The 23,873-nt window shown below is 52.1% G+C and carries 23 protein-coding genes; 11 read left to right on the top strand and 12 right to left on the bottom strand.

The window, feature by feature from the left end; translation table 11 throughout:
* Positions 1-50: 50 nt before the first annotated feature.
* From B156_RS0105200 to B156_RS0105190, 3 genes are read right to left on the bottom strand one after another with little or no spacing between them, the layout of a single operon-like run.
* Positions 51-1,592 (bottom strand): GMC family oxidoreductase, encoded by a 1,542-nt coding sequence (locus tag B156_RS0105200; protein ID WP_018618587.1) that lies wholly within the window; start codon positions 1,590-1,592, stop codon positions 51-53.
* Positions 1,593-1,647: 55 nt separating this feature from the next.
* Positions 1,648-2,256 carry a gluconate 2-dehydrogenase subunit 3 family protein gene (locus B156_RS0105195; protein ID WP_018618586.1) on the bottom strand — a complete coding sequence of 203 codons (609 nt, stop codon included), beginning with the start codon at positions 2,254-2,256 and terminating at the stop codon, positions 1,648-1,650.
* A 24-nt stretch (positions 2,257-2,280) separates the two neighbouring features.
* Positions 2,281-3,147, bottom strand: coding sequence for a glucose 1-dehydrogenase (locus B156_RS0105190; protein WP_018618585.1), 867 nt, complete (start codon positions 3,145-3,147; stop codon positions 2,281-2,283).
* Positions 3,148-3,321: 174 nt separating this feature from the next.
* On the opposite strand from B156_RS0105190, the gene B156_RS0105185 reads away from it, so the two are divergent.
* The gene (locus tag B156_RS0105185; protein WP_040585205.1) at positions 3,322-4,491 is read left to right on the top strand and encodes a glycosyltransferase family 2 protein; all 1,170 of its coding nucleotides are present in this window, start codon (positions 3,322-3,324) and stop codon (positions 4,489-4,491) included.
* Positions 4,492-4,505: 14 nt separating this feature from the next.
* On the opposite strand, the gene B156_RS0105180 is transcribed toward B156_RS0105185, so the two are convergent.
* From B156_RS0105180 to B156_RS0105170, 3 genes are read right to left on the bottom strand one after another with little or no spacing between them, the layout of a single operon-like run.
* A complete protein-coding gene (locus B156_RS0105180; RefSeq protein WP_018618583.1) occupies positions 4,506-5,105 on the bottom strand; it encodes a class I SAM-dependent DNA methyltransferase in 600 nt (199 codons plus the stop codon).
* A gap of 26 nt (positions 5,106-5,131) precedes the next feature.
* Positions 5,132-5,884 carry a PIG-L deacetylase family protein gene (locus B156_RS0105175; RefSeq protein WP_018618582.1) on the bottom strand — a complete coding sequence of 251 codons (753 nt, stop codon included), beginning with the start codon at positions 5,882-5,884 and terminating at the stop codon, positions 5,132-5,134.
* Positions 5,868-7,034: an acyl-CoA dehydrogenase family protein gene (locus B156_RS0105170; RefSeq protein WP_018618581.1), complete on the bottom strand. Its 1,167-nt coding sequence runs from the start codon at positions 7,032-7,034 to the stop codon at positions 5,868-5,870. Before B156_RS0105170 ends, B156_RS0105175 begins: the two co-directional genes overlap by 17 nt.
* A gap of 424 nt (positions 7,035-7,458) precedes the next feature.
* Between B156_RS0105170 and B156_RS0105165 the strand changes: the two genes are divergently transcribed.
* The 5 genes from B156_RS0105165 to B156_RS0105145 all read left to right on the top strand — a co-directional run bounded on the left by B156_RS0105165 (position 7,459) and on the right by B156_RS0105145 (position 12,408).
* Positions 7,459-8,556, top strand: coding sequence for a glycosyltransferase (locus B156_RS0105165; protein WP_018618580.1), 1,098 nt, complete (start codon positions 7,459-7,461; stop codon positions 8,554-8,556).
* Positions 8,557-8,806: 250 nt separating this feature from the next.
* On the top strand, positions 8,807-9,550 hold the full coding sequence (locus B156_RS0105160; RefSeq protein WP_018618579.1) for a hypothetical protein: 744 nt from the start codon (positions 8,807-8,809) through the stop codon (positions 9,548-9,550).
* Positions 9,547-10,812: a glycerophosphodiester phosphodiesterase gene (locus tag B156_RS0105155; RefSeq protein ID WP_018618578.1), complete on the top strand. Its 1,266-nt coding sequence runs from the start codon at positions 9,547-9,549 to the stop codon at positions 10,810-10,812. Before B156_RS0105160 ends, B156_RS0105155 begins: the two co-directional genes overlap by 4 nt.
* Before the next feature lie 4 nt (positions 10,813-10,816).
* A complete protein-coding gene (locus tag B156_RS0105150) occupies positions 10,817-11,494 on the top strand; it encodes a hypothetical protein (protein WP_018618577.1) in 678 nt (225 codons plus the stop codon).
* Positions 11,495-11,526: 32 nt separating this feature from the next.
* Entirely contained in the window at positions 11,527-12,408 is an 882-nt protein-coding gene (locus B156_RS0105145; protein ID WP_018618576.1) for a metallophosphoesterase family protein, read from the top strand.
* A 20-nt stretch (positions 12,409-12,428) separates the two neighbouring features.
* Here B156_RS0105145 and B156_RS0105140 read toward each other — a convergent pair whose 3' ends face one another.
* Both B156_RS0105140 and B156_RS0105135 read right to left on the bottom strand, forming a co-directional pair.
* Positions 12,429-13,211, bottom strand: a complete 783-nt coding sequence (locus tag B156_RS0105140; protein WP_018618575.1) for a hypothetical protein — start codon at positions 13,209-13,211, stop codon at positions 12,429-12,431.
* Between the two features lie 31 nt (positions 13,212-13,242).
* Complete coding sequence (locus B156_RS0105135) at positions 13,243-14,214, bottom strand: hypothetical protein (RefSeq protein WP_018618574.1); 972 nt, start codon at positions 14,212-14,214, stop codon at positions 13,243-13,245.
* A gap of 159 nt (positions 14,215-14,373) precedes the next feature.
* Here B156_RS0105135 and B156_RS0105130 point away from each other — a divergent pair, with 159 nt between their 5' ends.
* On the top strand, positions 14,374-16,005 hold the full coding sequence (locus tag B156_RS0105130) for an amidohydrolase family protein (RefSeq protein WP_026260614.1): 1,632 nt from the start codon (positions 14,374-14,376) through the stop codon (positions 16,003-16,005).
* A 66-nt stretch (positions 16,006-16,071) separates the two neighbouring features.
* On the top strand, positions 16,072-16,503 hold the full coding sequence (locus B156_RS0105125; RefSeq protein ID WP_018618572.1) for a hypothetical protein: 432 nt from the start codon (positions 16,072-16,074) through the stop codon (positions 16,501-16,503).
* Between the two features lie 88 nt (positions 16,504-16,591).
* On the opposite strand, the gene B156_RS0105120 is transcribed toward B156_RS0105125, so the two are convergent.
* Positions 16,592-17,617 (bottom strand): lysylphosphatidylglycerol synthase transmembrane domain-containing protein, encoded by a 1,026-nt coding sequence (locus tag B156_RS0105120; protein WP_018618571.1) that lies wholly within the window; start codon positions 17,615-17,617, stop codon positions 16,592-16,594.
* 131 nt (positions 17,618-17,748) lie between these two features.
* Between B156_RS0105120 and B156_RS0105115 the strand changes: the two genes are divergently transcribed.
* Genes B156_RS0105115 through B156_RS0105105 form a run of 3 tightly spaced genes read left to right on the top strand, consistent with a single transcriptional unit; the run spans position 17,749 to position 20,892 of the window.
* Complete coding sequence (locus tag B156_RS0105115; RefSeq protein WP_018618570.1) at positions 17,749-19,854, top strand: DUF7657 domain-containing protein; 2,106 nt, start codon at positions 17,749-17,751, stop codon at positions 19,852-19,854.
* Complete coding sequence (locus B156_RS0105110; protein WP_018618569.1) at positions 19,847-20,527, top strand: glycosyltransferase family 2 protein; 681 nt, start codon at positions 19,847-19,849, stop codon at positions 20,525-20,527. Before B156_RS0105115 ends, B156_RS0105110 begins: the two co-directional genes overlap by 8 nt.
* Entirely contained in the window at positions 20,527-20,892 is a 366-nt protein-coding gene (locus B156_RS0105105; protein WP_018618568.1) for a DUF2304 domain-containing protein, read from the top strand. The genes B156_RS0105110 and B156_RS0105105 overlap by 1 nt, the downstream gene beginning before the upstream one ends.
* Positions 20,893-20,933: 41 nt before the next feature.
* Here B156_RS0105105 and B156_RS0105100 read toward each other — a convergent pair whose 3' ends face one another.
* From B156_RS0105100 to B156_RS0105090, 3 genes are read right to left on the bottom strand one after another with little or no spacing between them, the layout of a single operon-like run.
* Positions 20,934-21,803 (bottom strand): alpha-1,2-fucosyltransferase, encoded by an 870-nt coding sequence (locus B156_RS0105100; protein ID WP_018618567.1) that lies wholly within the window; start codon positions 21,801-21,803, stop codon positions 20,934-20,936.
* A gap of 28 nt (positions 21,804-21,831) precedes the next feature.
* Positions 21,832-22,599, bottom strand: coding sequence for a DUF268 domain-containing protein (locus B156_RS0105095; protein WP_018618566.1), 768 nt, complete (start codon positions 22,597-22,599; stop codon positions 21,832-21,834).
* A gap of 5 nt (positions 22,600-22,604) precedes the next feature.
* Positions 22,605-23,447 carry a glycosyltransferase family 2 protein gene (locus B156_RS0105090; protein ID WP_018618565.1) on the bottom strand — a complete coding sequence of 281 codons (843 nt, stop codon included), beginning with the start codon at positions 23,445-23,447 and terminating at the stop codon, positions 22,605-22,607.
* Between the last annotated feature and the right edge of the window lie 426 nt (positions 23,448-23,873).

The raw sequence follows: 23,873 nt of genomic DNA, 5'->3' as shown, positions 1-23,873 counted from the left end.
GTTAACTCGTTGTAGATGATTGTCTTATTATGATAGGGCGAACAGTCTGTTCACTTCCGTTGTTCGAGAAACCGATCCGCCGTGCGGAGTGCCAGCGCCATAATCGTCAGTGCGGGGTTGACGCTGAGGGCACTGGGAAATGTGGAATTATCGCTGATGTATAGATTCGGTACGTCAAAAGACTGCCCGTCGGCGTTGACCACGGCCGCATCGGCACTTTCACCCATCCGGCAGGTGCCAATGATGTGAGCGTTGCGCGGAAATGCCCAGACGTTTTTAGCCCCGGCCGCGTCCCAGATGGCGCGCATAATTTTATCTGCATGGGCAGTCATCCGTTTTTCGTTTTCGCCGTTCGAAAAGTAAACCCGTGGTTTAGGCATCTGCCGACTATCTTTTTCGTCGGCCAGCTCCAGGTAATTACCCACAGCGGGCAGGCAGTCGCCGAGGATGTTTATCCCCGCTACGTGATTGTAAGCCAGCGCGGCCCGTTTCAACTCCTGCCCCCACAAACCCCGCGCCCGTGCCATCTGGGAAAGATACGTAACCGGCATTACCCCAATTGACTGAAGCAGGTAGCCCCCGGCAAAATCCGCTCGCGCAGGGCGGTGGGTATCTTCAGAAATCAGGGCACCCGGAACGCCTTTGTAGGGCCGAATATCCTCGTCGAACTCACCCCATATTTGCAGGGCCGTGTGGGCCATTACGTTGCGGCCTACCTGCCCGCTACTATTGGCCAGGCCATTCAGTAGCAACAGCCGGGCCGTTTCTACAGTACCCGCGCACAGGAACACGAATCGACAGCGTTGCCGCTCTTCCTGCCCATTGCGCACATAAATTACTTCCCGAATCTTGCCCGACCCGTCGGTGATAAGCTGCGTAACGAAACTCTCCGGCCTGATTTCGGCCCCATGGTGGAGTGCCAGCGGAATGTAGGTGACATCCATACTGGCTTTGGCTCCTGTAGTGCACCCAGCCTGACAGAAGCCCCGGTTGGTACAGGCCTTGCGATGCCCAACACCTGCCTGATAATAGTCGGCCGACAAGGCGGCATTAGCCGCCGGGGACGTTTTGATGCCAAGTTGCTCGCACCCGCGCTGCATGAGCTGTCCTGCCCCGTTTATAGGTAATGGACCCAGTGCATATTTTTGTTTTCTGGTCGGTCCCCACAGATAGGGCGACGGCCCCGAAACACCCAGAAACTGCTCTACTTCATCGTAGTACGGTTCAAGCTGATCGAACGGAATGGGCCAGTCTTCACCCACGCCAAAATCCGTCCGAATGCGTAAATCATCCGGCTGGGCGCGTGGGGTGTAAGCTGTATAGTGCAGGGTAGAACCGCCCACACCTATACCAGAGTTGTTGCTGCCAAAGGGAATTGGATCCGCTCCGGCACTCAGTCGTTCGTCAGTCCAGAATAGTTTTTCCTGTGCTTTTTCGTCAGTAGCAAAATCAGTGGCTGGATTCCAGTGTTTTCCCGCTTCGAGGGCAACCACTTTCAGCCCCGCGGCTGCGAGCCGGGCCAGTAAAGGCGCACCGCCCGCCCCCGTGCCAATCACGACGGCGTCAACCGTTTCGGAGGTTGAGTAAGGCATATTTTTTTGAGTAGTGAGTGATAAATGATGAATGATTAGTACGTACAAGCACTCATCATTCATCATTTATCATTATTTCCTTCGGTTCCCGGTCTTCCAGTTGATTCAGGCCAATGCGCTGCCAGCCGGGTACGTCAGCCATGCCCACATAGCCAATGGCTTCCTGCGCCAGCGGATGACTGTAGTAGTTGGTGGTTGCTTCGGCGAGTAGTTCTTCAAAAAACCGGTTTGCAGGGAGTTTCTTCCAAGTCTCACCCGGTGCATCTTCCTGCTGAATCTGTTGCAGCACCTCGTCCTGCTGCTCTTCGGAAAGGGACTGGAACGATGCCTCAAACAGCAGCGAAGCTGTTTCCTCTACACCCGCCAGACCAAGTTTGTAGGCCTCCCCATCGGCAGGCATGGTGTCGTAACGCCAGCCGTCCGACTTGTTCTGGACCAACCGCTCGTCAATACCGCCTGCTATATCGATGTGAGGCTGGTTTTCATCCTGCGGCACTAGCCGACGGCAAATGGCTTTCAACAGACCGAATGCGGTTTCAGAGAAAAAATCAGGCTTTCGGTAAGATGTTTCAAGGCGTTCCGTCAGCGCCTGCCGGGTTACTTCGGTAACCTGGTTGGTTAGCAGCAGGGCACGTACTGTGCCATTGGGATACTTTTCGGGCATGTGGATTGCGTGTCTGGAGGCTGATTAACCTAATTTGCCGCCCGTTACCTCTACAATGCTGCCCGTTATGAAGCTACCATCGCTGGATGCCAGCAACACGTAGGCAGGGGCTAGCTCTTCGGGTTGGCCGGGTCGGGCCAGGGCTACTTCGTGTCCGAAATTCTTAACTTCATCTTCGGGCATGGTAGCGGGAATATTCGGGGTCCAGACGGGGCCGGGAGCTACGCAGTTAACGCGGATATTGCGTTCGCCGAGCTGAATCGCCAGTGACTTGGTGAACGCGTGAATGGCGCCCTTGGTAGCGGTATAATCGACCAGAATCGGGTTACCCACAATCCCGACAATGCTCCCTGTATTAATGATGGCATCGCCCGCCTGTAAGTGAGGCAAAGCCGCTTTGGCCATAAAGAAATAGCCGAAAATATTGGTTTCGAACGTCCGGCGAAACTGCTCGTCACTAATGTCTTCCAGCTTTTCCTGGGCCATCTGGTAAGCCGCATTGTTCACCAGGATATTGAGTTTGCCATACGCATCTACGGTCTGTTTTATGGCATCCCGACAGGCCGCCGAATCACGAACGTCGGCCTGGATAACCAGGCATTTCCGACCCTTGCTCTCCACCATTTTTCTGGTGGTATTGGCATCGTCGGTGTTCTCGTTGTACAGGATAGCGACATCCGCACCTTCCATGGCAAACGCAATTGCAACTGCCCGGCCAATACCTGAGTCGGCACCGGTGATAATGGCCACTTTATCGGTTAGTTTTCCCGCCGGTTTGTAATTAGACAGGTTGCTGTCGGGGGCCGGGTCCATGTCCGATTGTTTGGCTGGGTATGGGAGTTGCTGACCGGGAATTTCTTCGGATTGGGGTCTGAATTCGTTCGTATCCATCGTGTCATTAAGCAAAAATTGAGTAGTTCACTAATACTACTAAACCGGTGTTTACTGGTTTTGTTGGAAGCTACTCCCAATACAGCGCAATCCGTAACAATCCGGCTTACGGGCTGTTTAGAGTCTACTCACTTTATCGACTACGCGTCTTTTCCCCGTGAGTATAATTATATTATGCAGTCTACGCCTGCTCCGTTGTCTATCCTGCTACCCGTTCAATCTGTCCTGTTTGATTCCTATTTGCCTGATCCCCAGTTACGTGTTTCGGTCGTTATTCCTGCCCGAAACGAATCAAACCATCTTGAGCAGGCACTGAATGCGCTACGCAACCAGCGACAGCAAAACGGCGCACCCGTTCCCCTGTCAACGTATGAAGTATTACTGTTGCTGAATAATTGTACGGATCATTCTGTTGCCATGGTGCAGGCGTACCGGCAGCGGTATCCTGATTTTCCACTTCGGGTGGCGGTCGTTTCCCTCCCTCCCGACAAGGCCAACGTGGGAACCGCCCGGCGGATGCTCATGGATGCCGCCTGTCAGCGGTTGTTTCAGGTTGGCCGTCCGGATGGTATTATCGCGTCTACCGATGCCGATACTGTGGTTGATGCTTACTGGATTGACCAGATACGGGCCGAAATCAGGCGGGGGTGCGAAGTGGTTGGTGGGCGAATTCTTACCTGTCCCGATGGTAAACTGGTTCGGCTCAATCACCTGCGCGACGTAACCTACCGGATGCTTATCGCCCAGCTGGAAGCCTGTCTCGATCCCCAGCCTGTAGACCCCTGGCCCCGCCATTTTCAGCATTTCGGGGCTAGTCTGGCCCTGACCTGCGCTGCTTACGAACGAGTGGGGGGACTACCAAACGTGCCGCATCTGGAAGATGAAGCCCTGTACCGCGCCCTGCTGCGAACGGACACCCCGATTCGCAAGAGTCCGCAGGTCCGCGTAACTACCTCAACCCGAACCAGGGGACGGGTCGACGTGGGATTTTCGGAGCAACTTCGGTATTGGGAAGCGTTGAATGAGACCAGTCAGTGTCAGTTGGTGGAGGCACCACAGGCCATTTACCGGCGATTGGTAAACCGGCATCGACTGCGTACAATCTGGCAGAAGCGTCATATCAGCCAATCGGCAGATGGGCTGACCCGCGTTGCAACCGATTTAATGGTTGATGCATACTGGCTACGCGGTCAACTAAACCAGGCGACGTACTTTGGTCAGTTGTGGGAAAATACAGAAAACCGGCAGGCCACAGGCCCCTGGGCTTCGTACTGGCAATCCGTGCCCATAAAAGCGGCCATCAGCGAGTTGCGGCTGCTTATTCAGTCAATGAACGCTGCCTGATCGAGTGTATCATTTTAGTGCGGTCTTTTCTCGAACAAATCCAGCCGGTACGTAGATTCCCGCTGGTTGGTTAGATGATTCAATGGCCCTCCTGGCCGGGCTTCCTGTAAAAAAGAGTCATGGACCTGATCCCCGGTCAGTGGATAGTCATGGACGAAAGGAGTCCAGTGAACCAGCAGCAAATGACCTCCGGGACGTAGGCTGTCTACCAGCAACTGCCGGGCGTGTTCCAGATCGGGCATTGACAGGTAATACCCTACTTCCGACAGAATAACAAGGTCGAAGGTGTCGTCTGGAAATTCGCCGGGGATGCTCATTTGTTGAATCGCGACGTTGGGGTAAGCGGCCAGTTTTTCGCGGGCAGTCTGCAATGGCAATGCACTGGCATCCACGGCCAGCAGTTGGTCGCAGCGGTCAGCCAGCATCTGGGTCAGCACCCCGATGGAGCAGCCAATCTCGAACGCATTGGCGTAATGCGCCCGTGGTAAAGCATCCACTGTCGCCTTATATTTTTGGTACTCGTAAGGGCTGGTAGCAAAAGACCAGGGATCGGCATTGGCCTCATAAACCCGGTCGAAGTAAGCTTGATCAAGACTATCTGATGGCGTTGACATAACGGATTAGTTATTGTGGTAAATAATTAAAGACCTGTAGCTTCCAGAAATAACTCACGGGGTGGATCGAAATGGCGCAGCAGTTCGGGGGATAAATAAAAAGCAGTCGGGTCGTCATCAATCAGCCGGGTCACCTGAGATTGATGGGCCGTTATAGCCTGGTTCCGCTGGTTCATTACCGACTCAATAGCCACCTGCCAGACTTTTCTTTCGTCGGGCGTGGGCAAGTCGTCCGGCGTTCCCAGTTCCCACAACCAGATCAGGTATTCCAGTATTCTGGGCTTTGCGTGACTTTGTTGAACTGCTGCCTGACCAATTTGCCAGCAGGCGCGGTGGTCTGGGTGGGGGTCCCGTTGCCAGGGCATGAATACGGTGTTGGGTTTCACCTTATCCAATAGAGTTGCTACGCGGGCAACGGCTTCCGGAAAACCTGAATCGCGGCCCGCTGGCACCCGACGGTCGGGGTAACGCAGGAATGTACAGGCATCGGCATCAATGTGTAGTTGCCGCAATGCTTCGCGCGCTTCGCGTTCCCGCAGGTCACGCAACCGGGAAGCTGGATACGCGTTCGAGTTTGGGTGCGACATGGTCCCATCGCTCACAAAAAGCACGTGGACAGCGTATCCTCTCTCGCGCAACAGGGCAATGGTTCCACCACAGCCCAGCGACTCATCATCGGGGTGCGGTGCCATTACCAGGGCCGAACCGATAGGTTGAAAGTCGGTTAACGGCACAGCTCGCTCTTCCAATAGCTGGACGTATTTATGACCAGAGTTCATCGGCTTGCTGCGGGTTTGTCAGTACATACTTCCCAATGTCCACCAGGGTAGCATCCGGGGCAGGCTGGCGCAGGTACAGGGTCAGGTCGCGGTGGAGTCGCTCAAATGGGTTGGGGCGAAGGAGGCCCCTTGCCCCTACACAGCGCTCTGCCAGTGGCATCACGCGCAAACAGATTTCTTCAATGGCGGTGCGCGTCATGTTAGCGTATCCAACAATTGTGGCCCAGTCTGTTCCCTGGGCCAGCCATTGATCGGTTTTATCCCCGGCAGACTGGAGCCACTGATTTCCCGATTCAATCAGGTAAGCCATTTCGGCAAGCCGGGTCTGCTGGAGGAGGTCATCCGTGCGGTTCATAGCCATCAGGAATGAGCGGGTAGCCTGAAAAATGGCTTCGGCACCGCCCAGCTGCACGGCGGCAAAGCGGATAGCTCCTCCACTAAAGTAGGGCTGCCGAAGGTAGTCCCCCGGTTGACCCAGCAGGTCGGATTCCGCTACTTCAACGCCGGTAAAATCAAGTTTAAAGCTAGCCGAAGCCCGCATCCCCAGTGGTTGCCAGAAGCGTTCATCCTGCCTTATTTCTCCAACCCGTTCTGTGGGTACGATAGCCATCTGCCAGCCATTTTTTGACTCCGCCTGCAAGTGGCCAGTTATCAGGGGGCGCTGCACCCAGTTGGCCCCGGAGCAGAACGTTTTGGCACCCGTGAGCCGGTATGATCCGTTTACTTTGTCAATACGAATACCGTCTTCCGCCTGCGTATTCCAGACGCTGAACAACCGGTGGTGCTGGCTGGCATCTGCGTACCACATTGCCTGCTGCGCTGGGGTAGCGTACAAATGAACGAGGTAATGGGCATTGATGTGTCCTTCGTACACGCGTCCAACAGCCAGGTTGGCCGAGCCAATCCGCTTCAACAAATGGAGCAGCCGGGCTGTTCGTCCCTGGGTAAAATCAAGGTCGTGTCCGGGCAGTGTAATGGCCAGCAAGCCAGCATCGGCTAACTCGTTGAACGCATTTTCCGGGAATTCCCCTTCTCTATCGGTGTCGGGAGCCAGTTCGGCAATGCGATCCAGTAATGGGTTGAGCTGAGAGGGGGCATCCAGTGAAAGGATTGTCTGGCTGGCAGGAGGGGCTATTTGAATGGATTCCATGCCCGTATAAATCCGTAGTGCGACCGATTGTTTTACGAAACAGTTTACTGAAATGGCTGTCCATAAAAAACAGGCCGCAAATAACTGGAGCAGGGTGATGACAACCCTGAAAACAGCATCAGGCTGACGACGAAGTTACGCTGGTCTGACAGGTATTTCTTTCCTGACCGGCTGGTTTAGCGCGCCTGATGCGAGACCACCAGATAGGAAACACAAAATACCTTCAATTTTGTCTCTTATCGCCTTAACAAAGTCAACTCTACTCGGTTTGTATTCTTATTGCCCAAAACTATAGCTCACAATTCAACTTATGTTTCAGCAACAAAATTTAGGGGAGACTTCCTCAGTACATACAAGTACAATCAATAAACTAGTTGAACATCAATCCCCGGGAGTAGGATTAACCAATCATAGTGTTAACAATTTGCTTTGTTTTTCTCATCTGCGCTGGAATTTTGTCTACCAGCGCCCGCAGCATTTGCTGAGTCGGGCCAGCCAGGTATGGCGGGTCTGGTTCATTGAAGAGCCGGTGTATGGCGACAGGCAATGGGTTGAGACGCGGGCCGTTAGCGAAACAATTACGGTGGTGGTGCCCCACCTGAAACATGGCATGCCGCATGAGGATATTATCCATCAACAGCGGGAAGCAGTGAACGATCTGCTTAGTCAAAATAGTATTCAGGAATTTGTTGCCTGGTATTATACCCCGATGGCACTTCGTTTTAGCGATCACCTCACTCCGCGCCTGACTGTTTACGACTGCATGGATGAACTGTCTGCTTTTCTGGGCGCACCACCCAGTCTGCTTGAGCAGGAAAAAGCCTTGCTAGCCAAAGCAGATCTGGTATTCACCGGTGGACTAAGTCTGTATGAGGCCAAACTGAACCGGCACGCCAATGTGTTTGCTTTCCCGAGCAGCATCGACTACAACCATTTTGAGCCCGCCCGGCATTCGTTACCTGTACCCAATGATATGCAGTCTATTCCATCAGGCCCCCGCGTTGGATTCTGTGGAGTGATTGACGAGCGGATGAATATTGACCTGCTGGCAGCACTGGTTCAGCAGCGCCCCGACTGGCAGTTCATCCTGTTGGGTCCAGTGGTGAAAATTAATCCGGCCGCACTTCCCAAAGCTGCTAATATTCATTACCTGGGTATGAAAGCATACGCTGAACTACCGGCCTATTTTAGTCAGTGGGATGTGGCAATTATGCCATTTGCCATCAACGAAGCTACCCGGTACATCAGCCCGACCAAAACGCCCGAATACCTGGCGGCTGGTTTGCCCGTGGTTTCGACAAAAATTAACGATGTGGTCAGTACCTACGGTGGATGGGCACCCGTGCTCATTGCTGATTCAGCTTCGGCATTTGAGCAGGAGATTGAAAAAGCACTCGACCAACCTAACTTCTCGGACAACTGGGTGGCCGTGGATGAGTACCTGCTGGCTAACTCCTGGGACAAAACTTGGGAGTCTATGAACCGGCTTATGCAAAGTCAGCTAGCAGAGGTTTTCCAATAAGTTCTACCGATACCATACATACACCACTATTGCGCTAACAAGGGTGCAATAGTGGTGTATGCCTGTAAAGTTGACCTGACTGGTTACATTACCTGAGCGGGTAGAAAAATGTGGAGTTATTACCGGATTCGGCATCCAACGGGGGTAAAACACGGGTGGTTGGCCTGCTATTTGTACTGATTTTGTAGTACCTCCGCAACATATTGTTCCCTAGTGCGGTTTACAAATCACTCTAATACAAACCCGCCAGGTGACTACAGTTCGACGTAAGCGTATCAGGGGCTACTTATTTGTAGTCTTCCTGCTTGGAATACCCTTCTTTGCTAGTGCCCAGTCGGCCGAAAGCAAGCCGAGGAAATCAGAAATTTATTTTCCTCAGGCACCGCTGCCGCACACCTGGCGTAATTCCCTGGGCCTTGTTTTCACGACTACACCGCCCGAACTGACCGAGGAAGTAAGGGTAAGTGTGCCTGCCATCGACCTTAATTTTCAGCGGGGCCTGACCAAACGATTATTTTTTGCCGGACGGTTTCAAACCCAGTTCGTTCAGAATAACCTAAGCCTGGGCCTGCGGTGGGCCAGGCCAATAACGGACCGACTGGCGGTGTCGGCGGGGTACGATGTTAGTGGATGGGGAGGTGCACTGGAAATAAAGGACGTTTTCAGTAGTCAGGCCTACGGCCTTGAATCCATGCCGAACGTGTCTGTAGGCTACCGTCTGAAGAATGACCTCCGTTTAACGGTAAAATCTGAAGTGATACTGGATCATTATTACCGCTCGGAAGTGGGTACACTGGCTATTGTTCGGGATCGTTTACAGGTAAACGGGTTTGCCTTCACAATTGTACTGGAACAACCGTTTTACCATCAGCGGTACGTATCGGCAGGCTTTCGGGCGGCTTACTCAAATTTCAACTGGCAGCTTTGGTCCCTGTACGATACATTTGACCGGAACCTGTTTTATCCGCAACTTATTTTCGCGTTTATTCTGTGAAACGATATTCCTGCCTGGTGCCCATCTTATTCGTTATCGCCTTTGGTGGTTGTCGAAAAGAGTACGAAGCACCCCTGCCGTATACATTCTCAAATTCACCTGGCTCCGGCCGGTTTTCCCCGGCTGTCCGTCAGGCTATGGAAGGTGTTTACGTTGTTTCTGATGGGTCGACGCAGTTTGGCAGCGAGGTTGCACTGAAATGGTCTTATCTACTGGAGGGAACTGACTCAACGCATTATCTATCGGTGTTTACGGGCATTGATGCGGCCTATTTCAACCTGGAGGGTAGTGCGCAGACTGACAGCCTGGTGATGAATGGGTACTGGCGTAAACTGGTAAATGCTGATATTGGTCTGGCCCGTTTGGTTGTGCAGGCTAAACACAATGGCAGGCTACAGGCATTTACGGGAAAGTTGCCCGTTGGTGATTCACTGGTAATCAAAGGATTGTATGGGGCCGGTAAGGATGCGCCAACTCAGCCACTAACGTTGCAGTACGCACGACCGCTGAACAAAAGACCGTTCAGCATTATGGCTCACCGTTCGGGTGGTCGTACCGCCGACTTACTGCCCGCTTCCGAAAATTCGGTAGCCATTATCAAGCTGGCGTCTCGCCTGGGAGCAACGGGCATTGAGATGGATGTACGCTACACGAAAGATGGAGTGCCGGTACTCTACCACGACAATACACTAAACTTACGACTCATTCAGAAAAATGGGCTGACGGGTTCACTGGAGTCGTATACGTACAAACAGCTAAGTGCCCTGGTCCGGTTGGTGAATGGGGAGAAAATCCCAACGCTGGAGGAAGCACTGGAGGCCGTTGTGTACAATACAGATCTTACATTCGTCTGGCTCGACACTAAATACGCTGGTCCTATGGAACCCGTACAGGCTATTCAGCAAAAATATAACCAGAAGGCAAAGCAGGCTGGCCGCGACCTGACTATTGTGATTGGTCTGCCTACTACCGATGCGCTGGACTCCTACAAAGCCTTGGAAAGCAAGGCAAATACGCCCATTTTATGCGAACTGGACACCGCTATTACACGCAGTATCGGCGCAGGTATCTGGGCCCCCCGCTGGACACTAGGCCCCCAAACGGATGAGGTACTGGCCATGAAAGCGCAGGGTCGCACCGTATACGTCTGGACGCTTGATGAGCCAACATTTATTGAGAAATTTATCAATCAGAATCGGTTCGACGGAATTCTCTCCAACTATTCGCCCGTAGTTGCCTTTTATCACTATACTGAGCAATGAACTTATGAATGTTCGTTTACCTACTATTACCTGGCTACTGGTGCTGCTGTTACTGAGCTTGTCTGCCAGCGCCCAGCAGGTTCGTCGGGCACGCCGGATGGTGCCCGACTCGATTGATACAAAAAAAGATACCAGGCGTGGCCCTTATACAATCGTTGCCACAGCCGGTAGCGGGCTATCCTATTATGCTACGCATGTACTCATTCCGGATGCACTGGAGCAATCCCATCTGAGCCGGTTTGGAGTGCCCGCTTCCTTTCGGTTAATGTGGTATCCGGATCATCGGTTGAGGATTGGTCTGGAATCGGGGTGGATACCCATGTATAGCTACCGGGGGCAGATAATCGGTGAACCGGCCCGGGTAAACATATCGGTTATTCCGGTATTGGTTGTATTTTCGATGCCACTGGCCTGGATCAGTGGTACCGATCGGAGTATAGCCCGGCGGATGGCGGTAACGGTAGGGTCGGGCTATTACCTGAACCAATCGAGGTTGCGGTATGGGGGCGATGTTATTGGCAGTAAAAACAGTTTGGGCTGGATGGCCGCCAGTTCTTATACGCAACCAATTGGCCGTCGTTTTCGAGTGGCAGGGGAGTTGAAATGGTATGATGCTGTATCGGCAGAAAATGCGGCCTTTACAGCGGAGGTACAACTGGTATGGCGAGCCTTTTCCTGGTGAAAAAACCATTCGGCCCGTAAACGGAATAATTTATGGAAGAAGAGAATAGTAAATCGGAAATTCTTTTTTTGAGCGACACGCAGGCCCCCATGTGGGTAGAGCGGTTAGTACTGAGGGCATATAACAACACCAAGGCTACCCGGACTATTTTTGACGAGATAATCCGGCTAAAGCCGACCGTCCTGTATTGGCTGGGGGATATAGTATCGCTTGGCTATCGAAAAAATAAGTGGCGTATCATTGACCAGTTTCTGCTGAAATGCACAGAAGTAGGAACGGCGGTGTATGCCATCATGGGCAACCACGACGTAATGGGTCGTCCCCGCAAAGGAGCCAGAAATTTCCAGCAGCGTTTTCCCGAACACAGCCCTACCGGCTACGTAAAACGCACGGACGAAATTGCAGTGGTCATGCTGAACTCCAACTTTAGTACAATGTCAATCGAAGACCTGGTTAAGCAGCAGACATGGTACCAGCAAACGCTGGTTGATCTGGATGCTGATGCTGACGTGAAGGTAGTTATCGTAACCTGTCATCATGCACCGTATTCGAACAGTAAGTTGGTGGGTTCATCCAAACTGGTGCAACAGCGTTTTGTGCTGGCTTATTTAAAGTCGCAGAAAGCACGATTGTTTATCACCGGTCACTCTCATGCCTTTGAACGGTATGAGTTTGAGGGTAAAACGTTTCTGGTCATTGGCGGTGGTGGTGGATTACGCCAGCCCCTGAATACTTCGTCCAGCCGCCTGCCCGACATTGCTGCGACCTACAAACCCATGTTCCATTACCTGGCCGTTCGGCGCGAAGGCGAGGGGCTGGTATTGACTTCGTATTGCCTAAAAAATGATTTCTCCGGTTTTGCGATCGGGTATCAGTTCGAGATTCTCGCAGAACCAGTTTCGGTTTCTGTTTAGACAGGGGACTTACCCGCCTGCTATTCCTCTTCCACCGTTCCTGCACCCAGTTCTGCAAACAGCGTTTGCCAGTATTGCGTAACGGCGGGATTGTTTTCTTTTACGGAAGCATTCGGTTCGAAGGGTAAAATCATGGTAATGTCGGGGCTGCCGATGGTGTACCGTTTTAGTTGTTCGGCATCGGCTTTGGCCCACTCTTCGGCCTGGGCGTTGTCTTTTGGTGGTGTCTTCTGAAAATCCCGCCGGGTGGTCGACTCGCCGGGCCGTCCCCTCACACTCTCAATCATATCGCTCAGGTAATACACCTTTACCGTTGCCCCCGACTCGTTGGCTTTTGCGATGACGGGGAGGCTGGCCCAAATGTCGGTTTCCTGGTTGGACGAACTACTGTTTTGTGTCATCAATTGCTGGAGTACCCGCTGCCTGATTTGTGCTTTTTCGCGGGTCAGCATCAGGTCGAATTCGGTTTCGGCCGCTTCCCGATCGGTTGGACTGGCCGCTGAGACATCCTCCATTTCAGCGCGAACCGATACGTTCAGCGCGCGGGCTTTTGAGGTGTTTTCGTGAATAAAATAAACGTCCAGCTTGTCGCCTTTCCGGTGAATATTCTGCTCGATAATGTCGGTGATGGCCCGCTGGTATTTTCGGGCTACAAAGTCTTTATCAACGTTTACACTACGGGTCTTGTCAATGAAGATCAGCGTGTAAGTGGGGTCGTCCGCTTTTGCCGGTTTGTCTTTGTCCGATGAACAGGCATTAAGGAATACCAGCAAAAAAAGTGAATAGATGGCTTTACGGTTCATGCGATTGAGAGAAGCAAAGGGGAGTGAAATCTTATGGCTTTAGTAGTAGCTGTAACCGTAACGTACTGTCGGCCGGTGCGTTCTGATTCCAGTAGTCTGTCTGAAGTGTTTTGGTCAGAACAGCCGTGGAGGTCAGGATTGCGTTTCGACTTTTGTACGTTTCTCTCCAACCAACGATTTTATGCGGGAATCGGTTTTCAAAAACAATCACGAGTGTCCGGTCGTCGGTGTGGTATTCGAGTGTATAGGCTTTTAGGGAAGTACCCGGAAACAGGATGCCTTTGTAGTTGTCCAGCGTTCCTCGTACCGAAAGTGGTTCCAGAGGTTTATGGCGCAGTCGGGCAGCCATGGTACCGGAAATAAGCTGAAATTCGCCCGTGGGCAGCTGGTCGGGACTGATACGAATCCGATTCCAGATCTCATCTTCCAGCATCACTTTCGGTACGGTGTACTGTGCATCCACTTCATTTTCGAAGTACGACTTGCCGCTCACCTGATACGCTGCATCGCGGTAGTTGATCTGCTGGTAGCTATGCCCACACCAATCCTGTACGGATGTGCTTACTTTCAGCGTATTCGGAAACGCAGCCGCACGGTTGTCACCGTCAGACACGGGCGTAAAAACGGACGTAAACAGGGAATAGTCGTATATACCCGTCGCAAATTTCCGGACGATGTTCGTTTTCAGAACCGGCACCGATTTATCATAGCTGGCCGGTGATTCTGATTTAACCTGCGTATCGGTGCGGAAATTCTCCGTTACAAAAATCAGCACCGCTTCGCCGGGGTACATTGACCCGTAGTGTGCCTGTTCAAGCGTATAGCTGTTCAATTCAGCCTTTCCCGAAAACCAGTAGGCATTAAAATCAGCCGGGACTACTTTAATCGGTTTCGGTTTGCTATCCGGCTCTTTCTGAAAAACCGTCGCTTTCATGGCGAAGGCGAACGCAACGGATAAGAGCAGGATGATGAGTAAAAAGTTTTTCGTGACGAACTGTTTCATAAAGTAGGCTGGACTTTAGGCCCGGTAGCCGTTTGGTCAAGAATCGATAGCTAGTTTGCCTGCCGGTCACCCAGACTAAAATCCAGGCTAGGGGCATCACAAAAGTCCAACTGTTTCGCTTATCTTACAACTCTTTATCAAAATCGAAACGCCTGACTTATGAAGACAGTTTACCCGTCATTCCTTCTTATTCTTTGTTGCTCCCTCTTTAGTATTCATTCCCTTTTGGCGCAGGTGGAAAAAGCGCCCGCGCGGCAGGAAGGAGAAGGGCCGTTTGGAAAACTCATTATCCGGGGCGTTACGCTGGTGAATAGCACCGGCGCACCGCCCATTGGTCCGGTCGATATTGTGGTGGAGAAAAACAAAATCTCGCAGATCAGGCAGGTGGGGTTTCCGGGTACACCCATCGACCCGAAGAGCCGCCCGCAGGCGGGGCCGGGTGATAAAGAGCTGAACTGCGAGGGTATGTACCTGATGCCGGGCTTTATTGACATGCACGGCCACATTGGCGGGCATGCGCAGGGTGCCAACGCCGAATACGTGTTTAAACTCTGGATGGGACACGGTATCACCACCATCCGCGACCCTAGCTGCGGCAACGGCCTCGACTGGGTACTGGAGCACCGGGCAAAAAGCAATAAGAACGAGATTACGGCTCCCCGCATTCTGGCTTATACCGTATTTGGGCAGGGCGCCAAAGAACCCATCAGTACGCCCGAACAGGCGCGGGCCTGGGTCCAGCTGAATGCTAAACGCGGGGCCGATGGGATAAAATTCTTCGGTGCCGAGCCGAACATCTTTCGGGCCGCCCTGGAAGAAAACAAGAAGCTGGGCCTGCGGTCGGCCTGCCACCACGCCCAGCTGGAAGTAGCCCGGATGAATGCCCTGGCCACCGCTAAAGCAGGCCTGACCTCACTCGAACACTGGTACGGCCTGCCCGAAGCCCTCTTCGACGATAAGACGGTGCAGAACTACCCCGCCAACTATAACTACAGCAACGAACAAAACCGGTTTGAGGAAGCTGGTAACCTCTGGCAACAAGCCGCCAAACCCGGTACCGAACGCTGGAACAAGGTAATGGACGAACTCATCGCCCTGGATTTTACCCTCGACCCCACCTTCAACATCTACGAAGCCAACCGCGAACTGATGCTGGCCCGGCGCGCCGAGTGGCACGACGATTATACGATGCCCAGTCTGTGGCGTTTTTACGGCCCCAGCCGGATTTCGCACGGGTCGTACTGGCATAACTGGGGTACAGAACAGGAAGTGGCCTGGAAAAAGAATTACCAGCTATGGATGGCTTTTATCAACGAATACAAAAACCGGGGTGGGCGCGTAACGGCGGGGTCCGATTCGGGCTTCATCTACCAGCTTTACGGGTTTGCTTACATCCGCGAACTCGAACTGTTGCGCGAAGCCGGTTTCCACCCGCTGGAAGTAATCCGGGCCGCCACCCTGAAAGCGGCCGAAGCTCTCGGTATGGCCGACCAGATTGGGTCCGTCGAAGTAGGGAAACTGGCCGATTTTGTGATTGTCGATCAAAACCCGCTGGCCAACCTGAAAGTGCTGTATGGTACCGGTGCCATCCATCTGAATGACAAAAATGAAGTAGAACGGGTAGGTGGCGTCACCTATACGGTGAAAGACGGTATTGTGTATGATGCCAAAAAACTGCTGGCCGACGTTCGCCAGCTGGTGGCCGACGCCAAGCAGAAAGAAAACTTTGAGATAACCCAGCCGGGCGTACCGGCCAAAGCGGGTAAAGTGTCGGGTGGGCGTAAAAACTGACCGCAGCCCTACGCGTTCACTCGCCAGCGGGTCATCGGTTTGGGTTGATCGTCTTACCTTTACACCATGAAATTAGTACTGTTCATCCTGCTATTGATAGTAGGCCAAAGCTTGCCGGGTTATACTCAGTCGATTCCGGAGGGGGCTACCGGCATTGACCTGCAAACGGCTACGGCCGATTCGAGCCTTTATCAGGCCGTACAAGGTTTTCTGGAAACGCAGGATTACGTTATCGAAGAGGCCGATGAAGCCCGGTACACCTTAACGACCGAACGTCGGGAAGAACTGAACAACGTGCAGATTCGGGTGCTGGTTACCGTAACCGACGGCACGGTGCATTTCACGGCAGCGGGTCGGGTGTCTGCTGGTGATGCCGCATCGGAGGCACCCTTCGTATATGAAAACGATACCAAAGCTGGGTTTATGGTTCTGAATCGACTGGTCGACCTGTTTGCCAAGTCCTTCGACCTGGCAACCATCGAGTACGACGTTCCCTGATACGGACGGGGCTGACGGGAAGGAGCCATGAATGAGGTTATGAGGAGCCTGCCCTGTCAGCTGGGAGTAGGTGGCAGCCATAGACCGATTACTTGATCAAACGGGCTGGCTGTTTTTTTCGGCGACTGGCAATTAGCAATGGCACAATCAGGAAACTCAGGCTACTGAAAAGCAGGGAGAAGCCGGTTTGAACCGCGTGCAGAAAGGTGGCTACCACAACCCCTTCGGTAAGGGTCATTCCGTATAAGACCAATGCCCGGCTAACCAGAAAATGGTACGTACCAATGCCACCCTGGGTCGGTACGGCTATTCCCCCTACTGAGCTAACGGTCAGAATGGTCAGGGCAGCCTGGGGTGGGAGCGCCGTTGTTTGGGATGACGCGAAAAACAAGCTGTACGTCATTAGAAAAGCCAGGCCATAATTCACGACAGTCAGAAAGACAAACAGTCCCGGCTGTTTGAGCTGCTGAATGCTCAAAAAACCCCGTTTCACTTCCCGGATAATCGTAACTACCCGGACAACGAGCCGGTTCTTCCAGAAAGCCTCACTTCGCAAAACATGATACAGGCCAATGAACAGGGCCACTAAGCTGATTGACACGATAACGAGCAGTGTAGTCGATGGCTTGCCGGGTATAAGCCGTCTTGCAACGGGCATCAGCAGATCCATCATATATTGCCCTACGCGCCTGAATTCAAGCAGCACCGTCAGGGCAATGATGACCAGCAACATAATCAGATCGACCACCCGTTCGGCCACAACCGAGCCAATGCCCTGTGCCATCGGTACACCATCGGTTCGCTGTAGGGTACCGCAGCGAGTCAGTTCTCCCGCCCCCGGAACCAGCATACTGGCCATGGTACCGGCCAGCAGCGCAGTGGTAGTTCTGAATAAAGAAGGCTGATAACCGAGTGCCTGCAGGGTAAGTTGCCAGCGGGCTGCCCGTACCAGTTGATACAGGCCCGTTACCAACCCCGATACCGCCAGCCAGCCAACGTCAGCTTGTCGAAACTGCTCCCCTATCTCAGCCAGTGGAACGTCCTTCAGCACATACCAAAGCAAAGCAATGGAAAGTACAACGGGCAACCCCTGCTGAACCAATCGTTTATTCATACGGGCAAATTAGGTATTTTTACAAACAGATTATTCGCCACTGGCAGAACTGGCATGGTATTAGTAGATTTGATTTCGCGTACCTTTTTTGTACAACATAGCCCATACAATAATTCGTCCGTAGCCCCCTCATGTCAAAGAAAAAGAAAGGTTTGCCCGTTACAGCGGCAGCACCTTCAACCAGTCGTTCGGCCCAAATACCCCCAAAACCTCAAGCTGCCGCGGTTCGTTCGCAGCCGGTTGTGCCACCCAGGCCAGACGATTTACCCGAAGCCGAACGACCTTTTGAGTTAATACGGTTTGACAAGCGGGTGAAGTGGTTTATCGGGATTTGCGTGGGGCTTTTTATTCTGCTGACGCTGGCGAAAATAAACTATTCATCCATTGGCATGTGGAATACGGTTATTCCCGATGGTTCGGATATAAAACGGGGGGTTATATCGGGTACACCTAAGTCGATACGAATTGATGAATGGGGCGTTGTAACGCCTTTTATGATGTCGCAGGCCCATCAGGGGTTTCCGCTCGAAAACGCAGCTATCGGGGGGGAGAAAGTGGCCCTGGTGGGCTATTACCCCATCAAGCATTTTGTCTCTTTCTTCAGACCCAGTCACTGGGGGTTTTTTCTATTCGACTTCGACCACGGGTTTTCGTGGCATTGGAACTTTGTTATTTTCTTCAATCTGATTGCCAGCACGCTGGTCTTTTTGCTGTTCACCCGAAACAATTTCTGGTTGTCGGTGATGGGGGCATTCTGGCTGATTTTTTCGCCTGGGTTTGCCTGGTGGTCTTATTTTGTGCTCACTACACAGTTCGCGGCCAGTTTACTCTTGATTTCGTCGGTCTATCTGTTCTACGCCCGTAACGTCCGAACCCTGCTCATTGCGGGACCGCTGTTTATGTGGTCTTTCGTCATGTTTGCCCTTATCCTATACCCTCCTTACCAGGTCATGCTCGGCTATCTGATGATTATGCTGCTCATTGGGTTCGTCTGGAGAAATGCAAAAAAAGAGTATCTGCTGGATAAGGTATGGCTCAAACTGGCCACATTCGCTATTGCCTTCGTTGTTATGGGTATTCTGTTTTACCAGTTCTACCTGGATGCCAAACCCACCATCGATGTGATGAGTAATACCGTTTATCCGGGCAAACGCAGCGAAACGGGGGGGACCGGCTTTATTGCCAACTGGTTTTCTGAATACTACGCTGGCTGGCTCATCAACAACGATAGTTTCCCGAAAGTCTGGCTGAATGTCTGCGAGTTATCACACTTTATCACGTTTACGCCAGTGGTGGCGGTAGGGTTGGGTATTTACTACCTGCGGCATAAACAGTTCGATCCGCTGTTGACGATTTTGTTAGGATTCGTTGTGTTCGTTCTGATTTACATTGAAGTTGGTTTTCCTGAATTTCTTGCCAAAATCACCCTGTTCGACCTCAGTCCGACCCGGCGGGCGCAGGTGCCCTTTGGTATCGCCAATGTATTTCTTGCTGTACTGTATCTGGACTACGCTGGCAAGCAGAAAAAACTATCGCTTTCCGGGACAACGGCGACTTTATTGACGATAGCCGTGCTGGCATTTATGGTCTTTGCGGCCTGGCTGAATATCTCCACCTCAGAGGGGTTCTTCAAGGTCCATCAACTGGTGTTGCCAACGCTGTTCTTCGCGGGCCTGAACTACCTGATGCTACCCGTTACTACCTTTCACCGGAAGGAACTCTTCATTGCCGGGGCACTGGTACTCTTTACCCTGCCTAACCTGAAAATCAACCCGGTTGCCAAGGGAACAGCACCCATAACCGAGAATGCGCTTTACCGGAAGGTCCGGGAAATTCACCTCCAGGAACCCAAAGCCAGGTGGGTGGTATTGGGGAGTCAGTACATAACTTATCTGGTAACGGCCACAGGCGTAAACCAGTTGAGTGGGGTGAAAAATCAGCCAGATTTCAAGTCGATGCGCGTGCTGGACCCAACGGCTAAGCGAGACTCGGCTTACAATCGGTATGCCCATACGGTTTACGGTTCTTACGTCGACCCTGCTCATCCGGACTCGGTCATCATCCAGAACGGTTATGAAGATGGGTATCAGGTGGGACTTGACCCCTGCTCTCCTAAGCTACGAACACTCAATGTTCGCTATTTTATCTTTGATCGGGTACCCCAACCCGTTGAGATTCGGTGCATGAAACAGGTGGCTGTGTTAGGTAATATTCAAATCTACCGTAGCAATGATTGAGCAGGTATACATCGTTATCCCTTCGTATAATGAAGGTAAAGTGATTCGGCAAACGATTAATTCGCTCGGGAATCAGTACCATGTCGTGCTGGTAGATGATGCTTCGACGGATGAAACCGCCAATGCCGTACGCGACCTGCCGGTCTGTTATCTGCGTCACGACATTAATCTGGGGCAGGGAGCGGCCTTGCAAACGGGAATGGATTTTGCCCGGCAGCAGGGGGCTGATATTGTCGTTCATTTCGATGCCGATGGGCAGCATAACCCGGCTGATATTGATCGGTTCATTGAAACGCTGCGTACCCAAAAACTCGATGTGGTGCTAGGCTCCCGTTTTCTGCGTCGGGAGGACTTGATGGCTATTCCGCGGCTGCGCCGTTTGTTGCTGCGGGTGGCCCGCGTTATCAATGGCCTGTTAACGGGGTTATGGTTGTCTGATGCCCATAATGGGTTCCGGGTTATGAATCGCCGGGCACTGAATGCCATTCAGCTCAAGGAGAACCGAATGGCACACGCCAGTGAGATTTTGATGCAGATCCGGCGACTGGGTCTGAAGTACGTAGAGATGCCCACGCACATTATTTACACGGATTACTCCCAGGTAAAAGGACAACGCTGGCAGGGGGCTGTTGATATTCTGATAGACGTCTTTATCAATAAATACTTTCGCTGATGAACGCTGATTTTCACTTTAGTTTTACCCCCATTCAGCTACTGCTATCAGTCCTGCTGCTGATCATTGCGGTTGCTTCTCTGCGTCTTTTCAGAAATCGATTGTTGTATCGGCTGTTCTTTGTGGCCATTGTATTAACCGGCATTCTGTTTGTTGCCGTACCCGAGCTTCCCTATTACATTGCCAACCGCCTGGGTGTGGGGCGCGGTGTCGATTTATTATTCTACTTGCTTTTTACCGGTTTCCTGATGTTGATTGCCATACTCTACCGTCGGATACTACAGCACGACGTTATCCTGACGCAGATTATCCGGCAAAACGCCATCAAAAATCACCGCGTTTTTCAGGGCACCAAAAAAGCGTAAACTACATATCCGGAGGGGGCAAAAATCCCCAGACACGTTAGCTACAGGCAATGCCAGTGCGGTGGGATGATCTGCTGGCTGAGAACCGGTTGATTCACGAACCACTGGCCCGGCGCCACAACCAGTCGCTCTGCCACCGGGTTGAGCCAGGCTCCCCACCAGCTGAATGAACTATTGGCTACGATGGCGTGGCGGCATAAACTCATCAAGTACATATCCTGCCAGCTATCAGCTCCGCGGTTGTGGTCGATAAACCGGGCGGGCTGAAGATGAATTCCCAACTCCCGTTTGGCCCAGTCTGGGTCATCCGAAAAGACGAAGAATTGGACGTCAGGTATGCATTCCTTCACGTACTCGCACGCACGACGATAGTACGACACATCGCAAAGCCCATGATGCTGGTTCGCGTGGGTATTGGTTACATAATCGCCCCGGCGAATATGAACAAAAGCCGCATTTTGACAAGACAGGATAGTATCGGCCATTGACCGGCTCTGAGCTGGATTTTTCCGAAACACAAGGTGCTTTCTGAGCTGTTCTGTTGCCGGTCTGAAATACTCCTCGGACTGCCAGTAACCCAGGCAAACCACATCCCGAACCCGATTGTTTAGGTTATTAATGGCGTTCGGTGTCAGGGTAGACTCGCGGAGTAACAAAGCCGTTTTGTCAGATAACGCTACCCGGCTTAGACAACTAACGGTATCCATCAGGGAAGCCGCCGGTGCTTCAACCCCAAAGGTGTCAAGTTCGTACGTACGCGGGGTGTACTGTCGCAAACGGGCTATCGCTTTACTTTCCAGCAGGTGTCGTTCCAGCCGGAGTTCCGTCTGCAATTGAGCGGCTAATTTAAGGCCAAAGGCATACTGGAAAAGCTGGTTACCCAACCCTCCTGACAGGACGGAGATGACCATGGAATGGAATGAGAAAGGTTAGAGTGGGTTAGTCGGATCGTTTGGTCATCTCAAAAATACCACACCCGTAGGTACACCCGAAATTTGTTTTCACGGCTTCTGAATGCCAGTCTGCGTTGTGGAAAAATCGTTCATCATCATCAATGTACGACAGCGTATCGATACGGTAATCCTGCTCGAATAACCGGATGAGGTAAGACAGATCGAAAACCCGGTGGGCATTGTATACGATACCCTGGGGGCCAATGGGCGAAGAAAAGTAAAACCGTCCGCCAGGCTTTAGAATCTGACGGATATTGGCCAGTGCCTTCAGGTGGCCATCCACATCAATTGGGTCGCCATAACGGCCCAGACCAAAGTGCTCAATGGCGTGCAGGGCCGATATGGAATCGGTATAGTGGTGAAGGTCCGGAGGTAAAGCCATCAGGTCGGCCTGCCGGAAACTCACGTTTGGAATGGGCCGGTTCAGCGGACGGATATCGAGGATTTCAATGGGCCTGAATGTTGCCACGTGGGCGACGAATCCATCAATTCGAGAGCCGATATCGAGGTGACGAACGGGGTTATTCCTGAAGATTTGCTGCGCTACAAATAAGTCCTGTTGAAAATAATGCTTTATCAGATGACCGCTTTCATCATACCGGTCAAACAAGGCCGGGTAGTAACTGAGAACCGGAAAATCGGTACGATGCTGCAGTTGCTTTTTGAGTTGCAGGTAACCATCAATGTACGGCGGAACCGCCCTCAAACCATTCCATACTACTTGCGATCCTAATCGGATTAATCGGGAAATCATGCTGCTTAAGCGTTTAAAAATTGACGGGCCTGATTCATGAACTTAACCAGCAGTTTTTCCGGCAATGTATTAATGAAAACTGTGATAAGCCTGATTCGAACCCGATGACTCCAGGGAGCCTGATAGCCAAAATCGCGTACAAAAGCCTGCTTCACCTCCATGTTAATCATCCATTTTCGGCGTAGGTCAGTAAATACCGTATTGCTATCATGGACCCGGTAGCGGGTAAGGGGTTCGGGCAAGTTAGCGAACAGCAGGCCATTATGAATGTGCAAAAACAAGCTGTAGTAGTCGTCGGTGAACGATTTATGGCGTAAGGTGTAAAAATCGCCGGTAACAACACCATTCCGATACATAATAGCCGGGTTGGCAACGGGGAACCTAAGGTAAAACTCCTTGTAAATGGCTCCGCTACTGAGTGGATACTGACGTATTCCAACACTACGGCCCTGGCTATCGATCAATTCCAGATGGCTGCCAACCAGGAAGATAGCTGGGTTCGCTTCCAGAAAGGCAACCTGTTTTTCAATCCGGTTCGGTACCGCTACGTCATCGGCATCGAGCTTGGCGATGTATTTTCCCGTCGCGTGTCGGCTAGCCATATTAGAAGCAGCCTCGCCCGCATGGCCGAGCGGTTCGGGGTGGAAGAGAACCATGATTCGACGATCTTTTTGAGCATATGCCTCCAGAATAGTTGCCGTATCATCCGTTGAGCCATTGTTGATGATAATCAACTCCAGGTGCTCGTAGCTTTGTTCCAGTACGCTCTCAATAGCATACCTCAAAAACCGTTCACCGTTGTAAACGGGCATAATAACCGATACGAGTGGGCAGTCTGGAGCCGTCATAAAAAAGCGTTTAGCAATTATCGAACCAAGAGGGTGGCCGGGTTATCGATTCGGGTCATACAGCTATCCCACACGGCTGCGCTGGTATCCTGTTAAGCGAAGCCATAGTCTATAATGCCCGGTTTTGGTGTCTCTTACCCAGAACGCAGGAAACCCGGGCTGCGTATACCCCTGCCTGACGTACCATTGGTCACGTCGTTACTGACTTGTTGGGGAGTGTTTACAAAGAACGGGTGGTAGCTTGCTGTCCGCTATCTAATCGATTATGTGGCCGGGTAAGTCCTTGTCAATCAATGCCAAGGGAGGGTACAGTCCGTTTTCATGCCGGGTCAGGGCATAGAGCGTATAACAAACCCGTCTTCAAGTCGAACCACGCGGTTAAAAAAAGCGTTTGCCAGAAATCAATAGGGCTAGGCCAATGGCTAT

The sequence above is a fragment of the Spirosoma luteum DSM 19990 genome (assembly GCF_000374065.1).
Classification (GTDB): domain Bacteria; phylum Bacteroidota; class Bacteroidia; order Cytophagales; family Spirosomataceae; genus Spirosoma; species Spirosoma luteum.
This window is presented reverse-complemented; position numbering and strand designations above follow the sequence as displayed.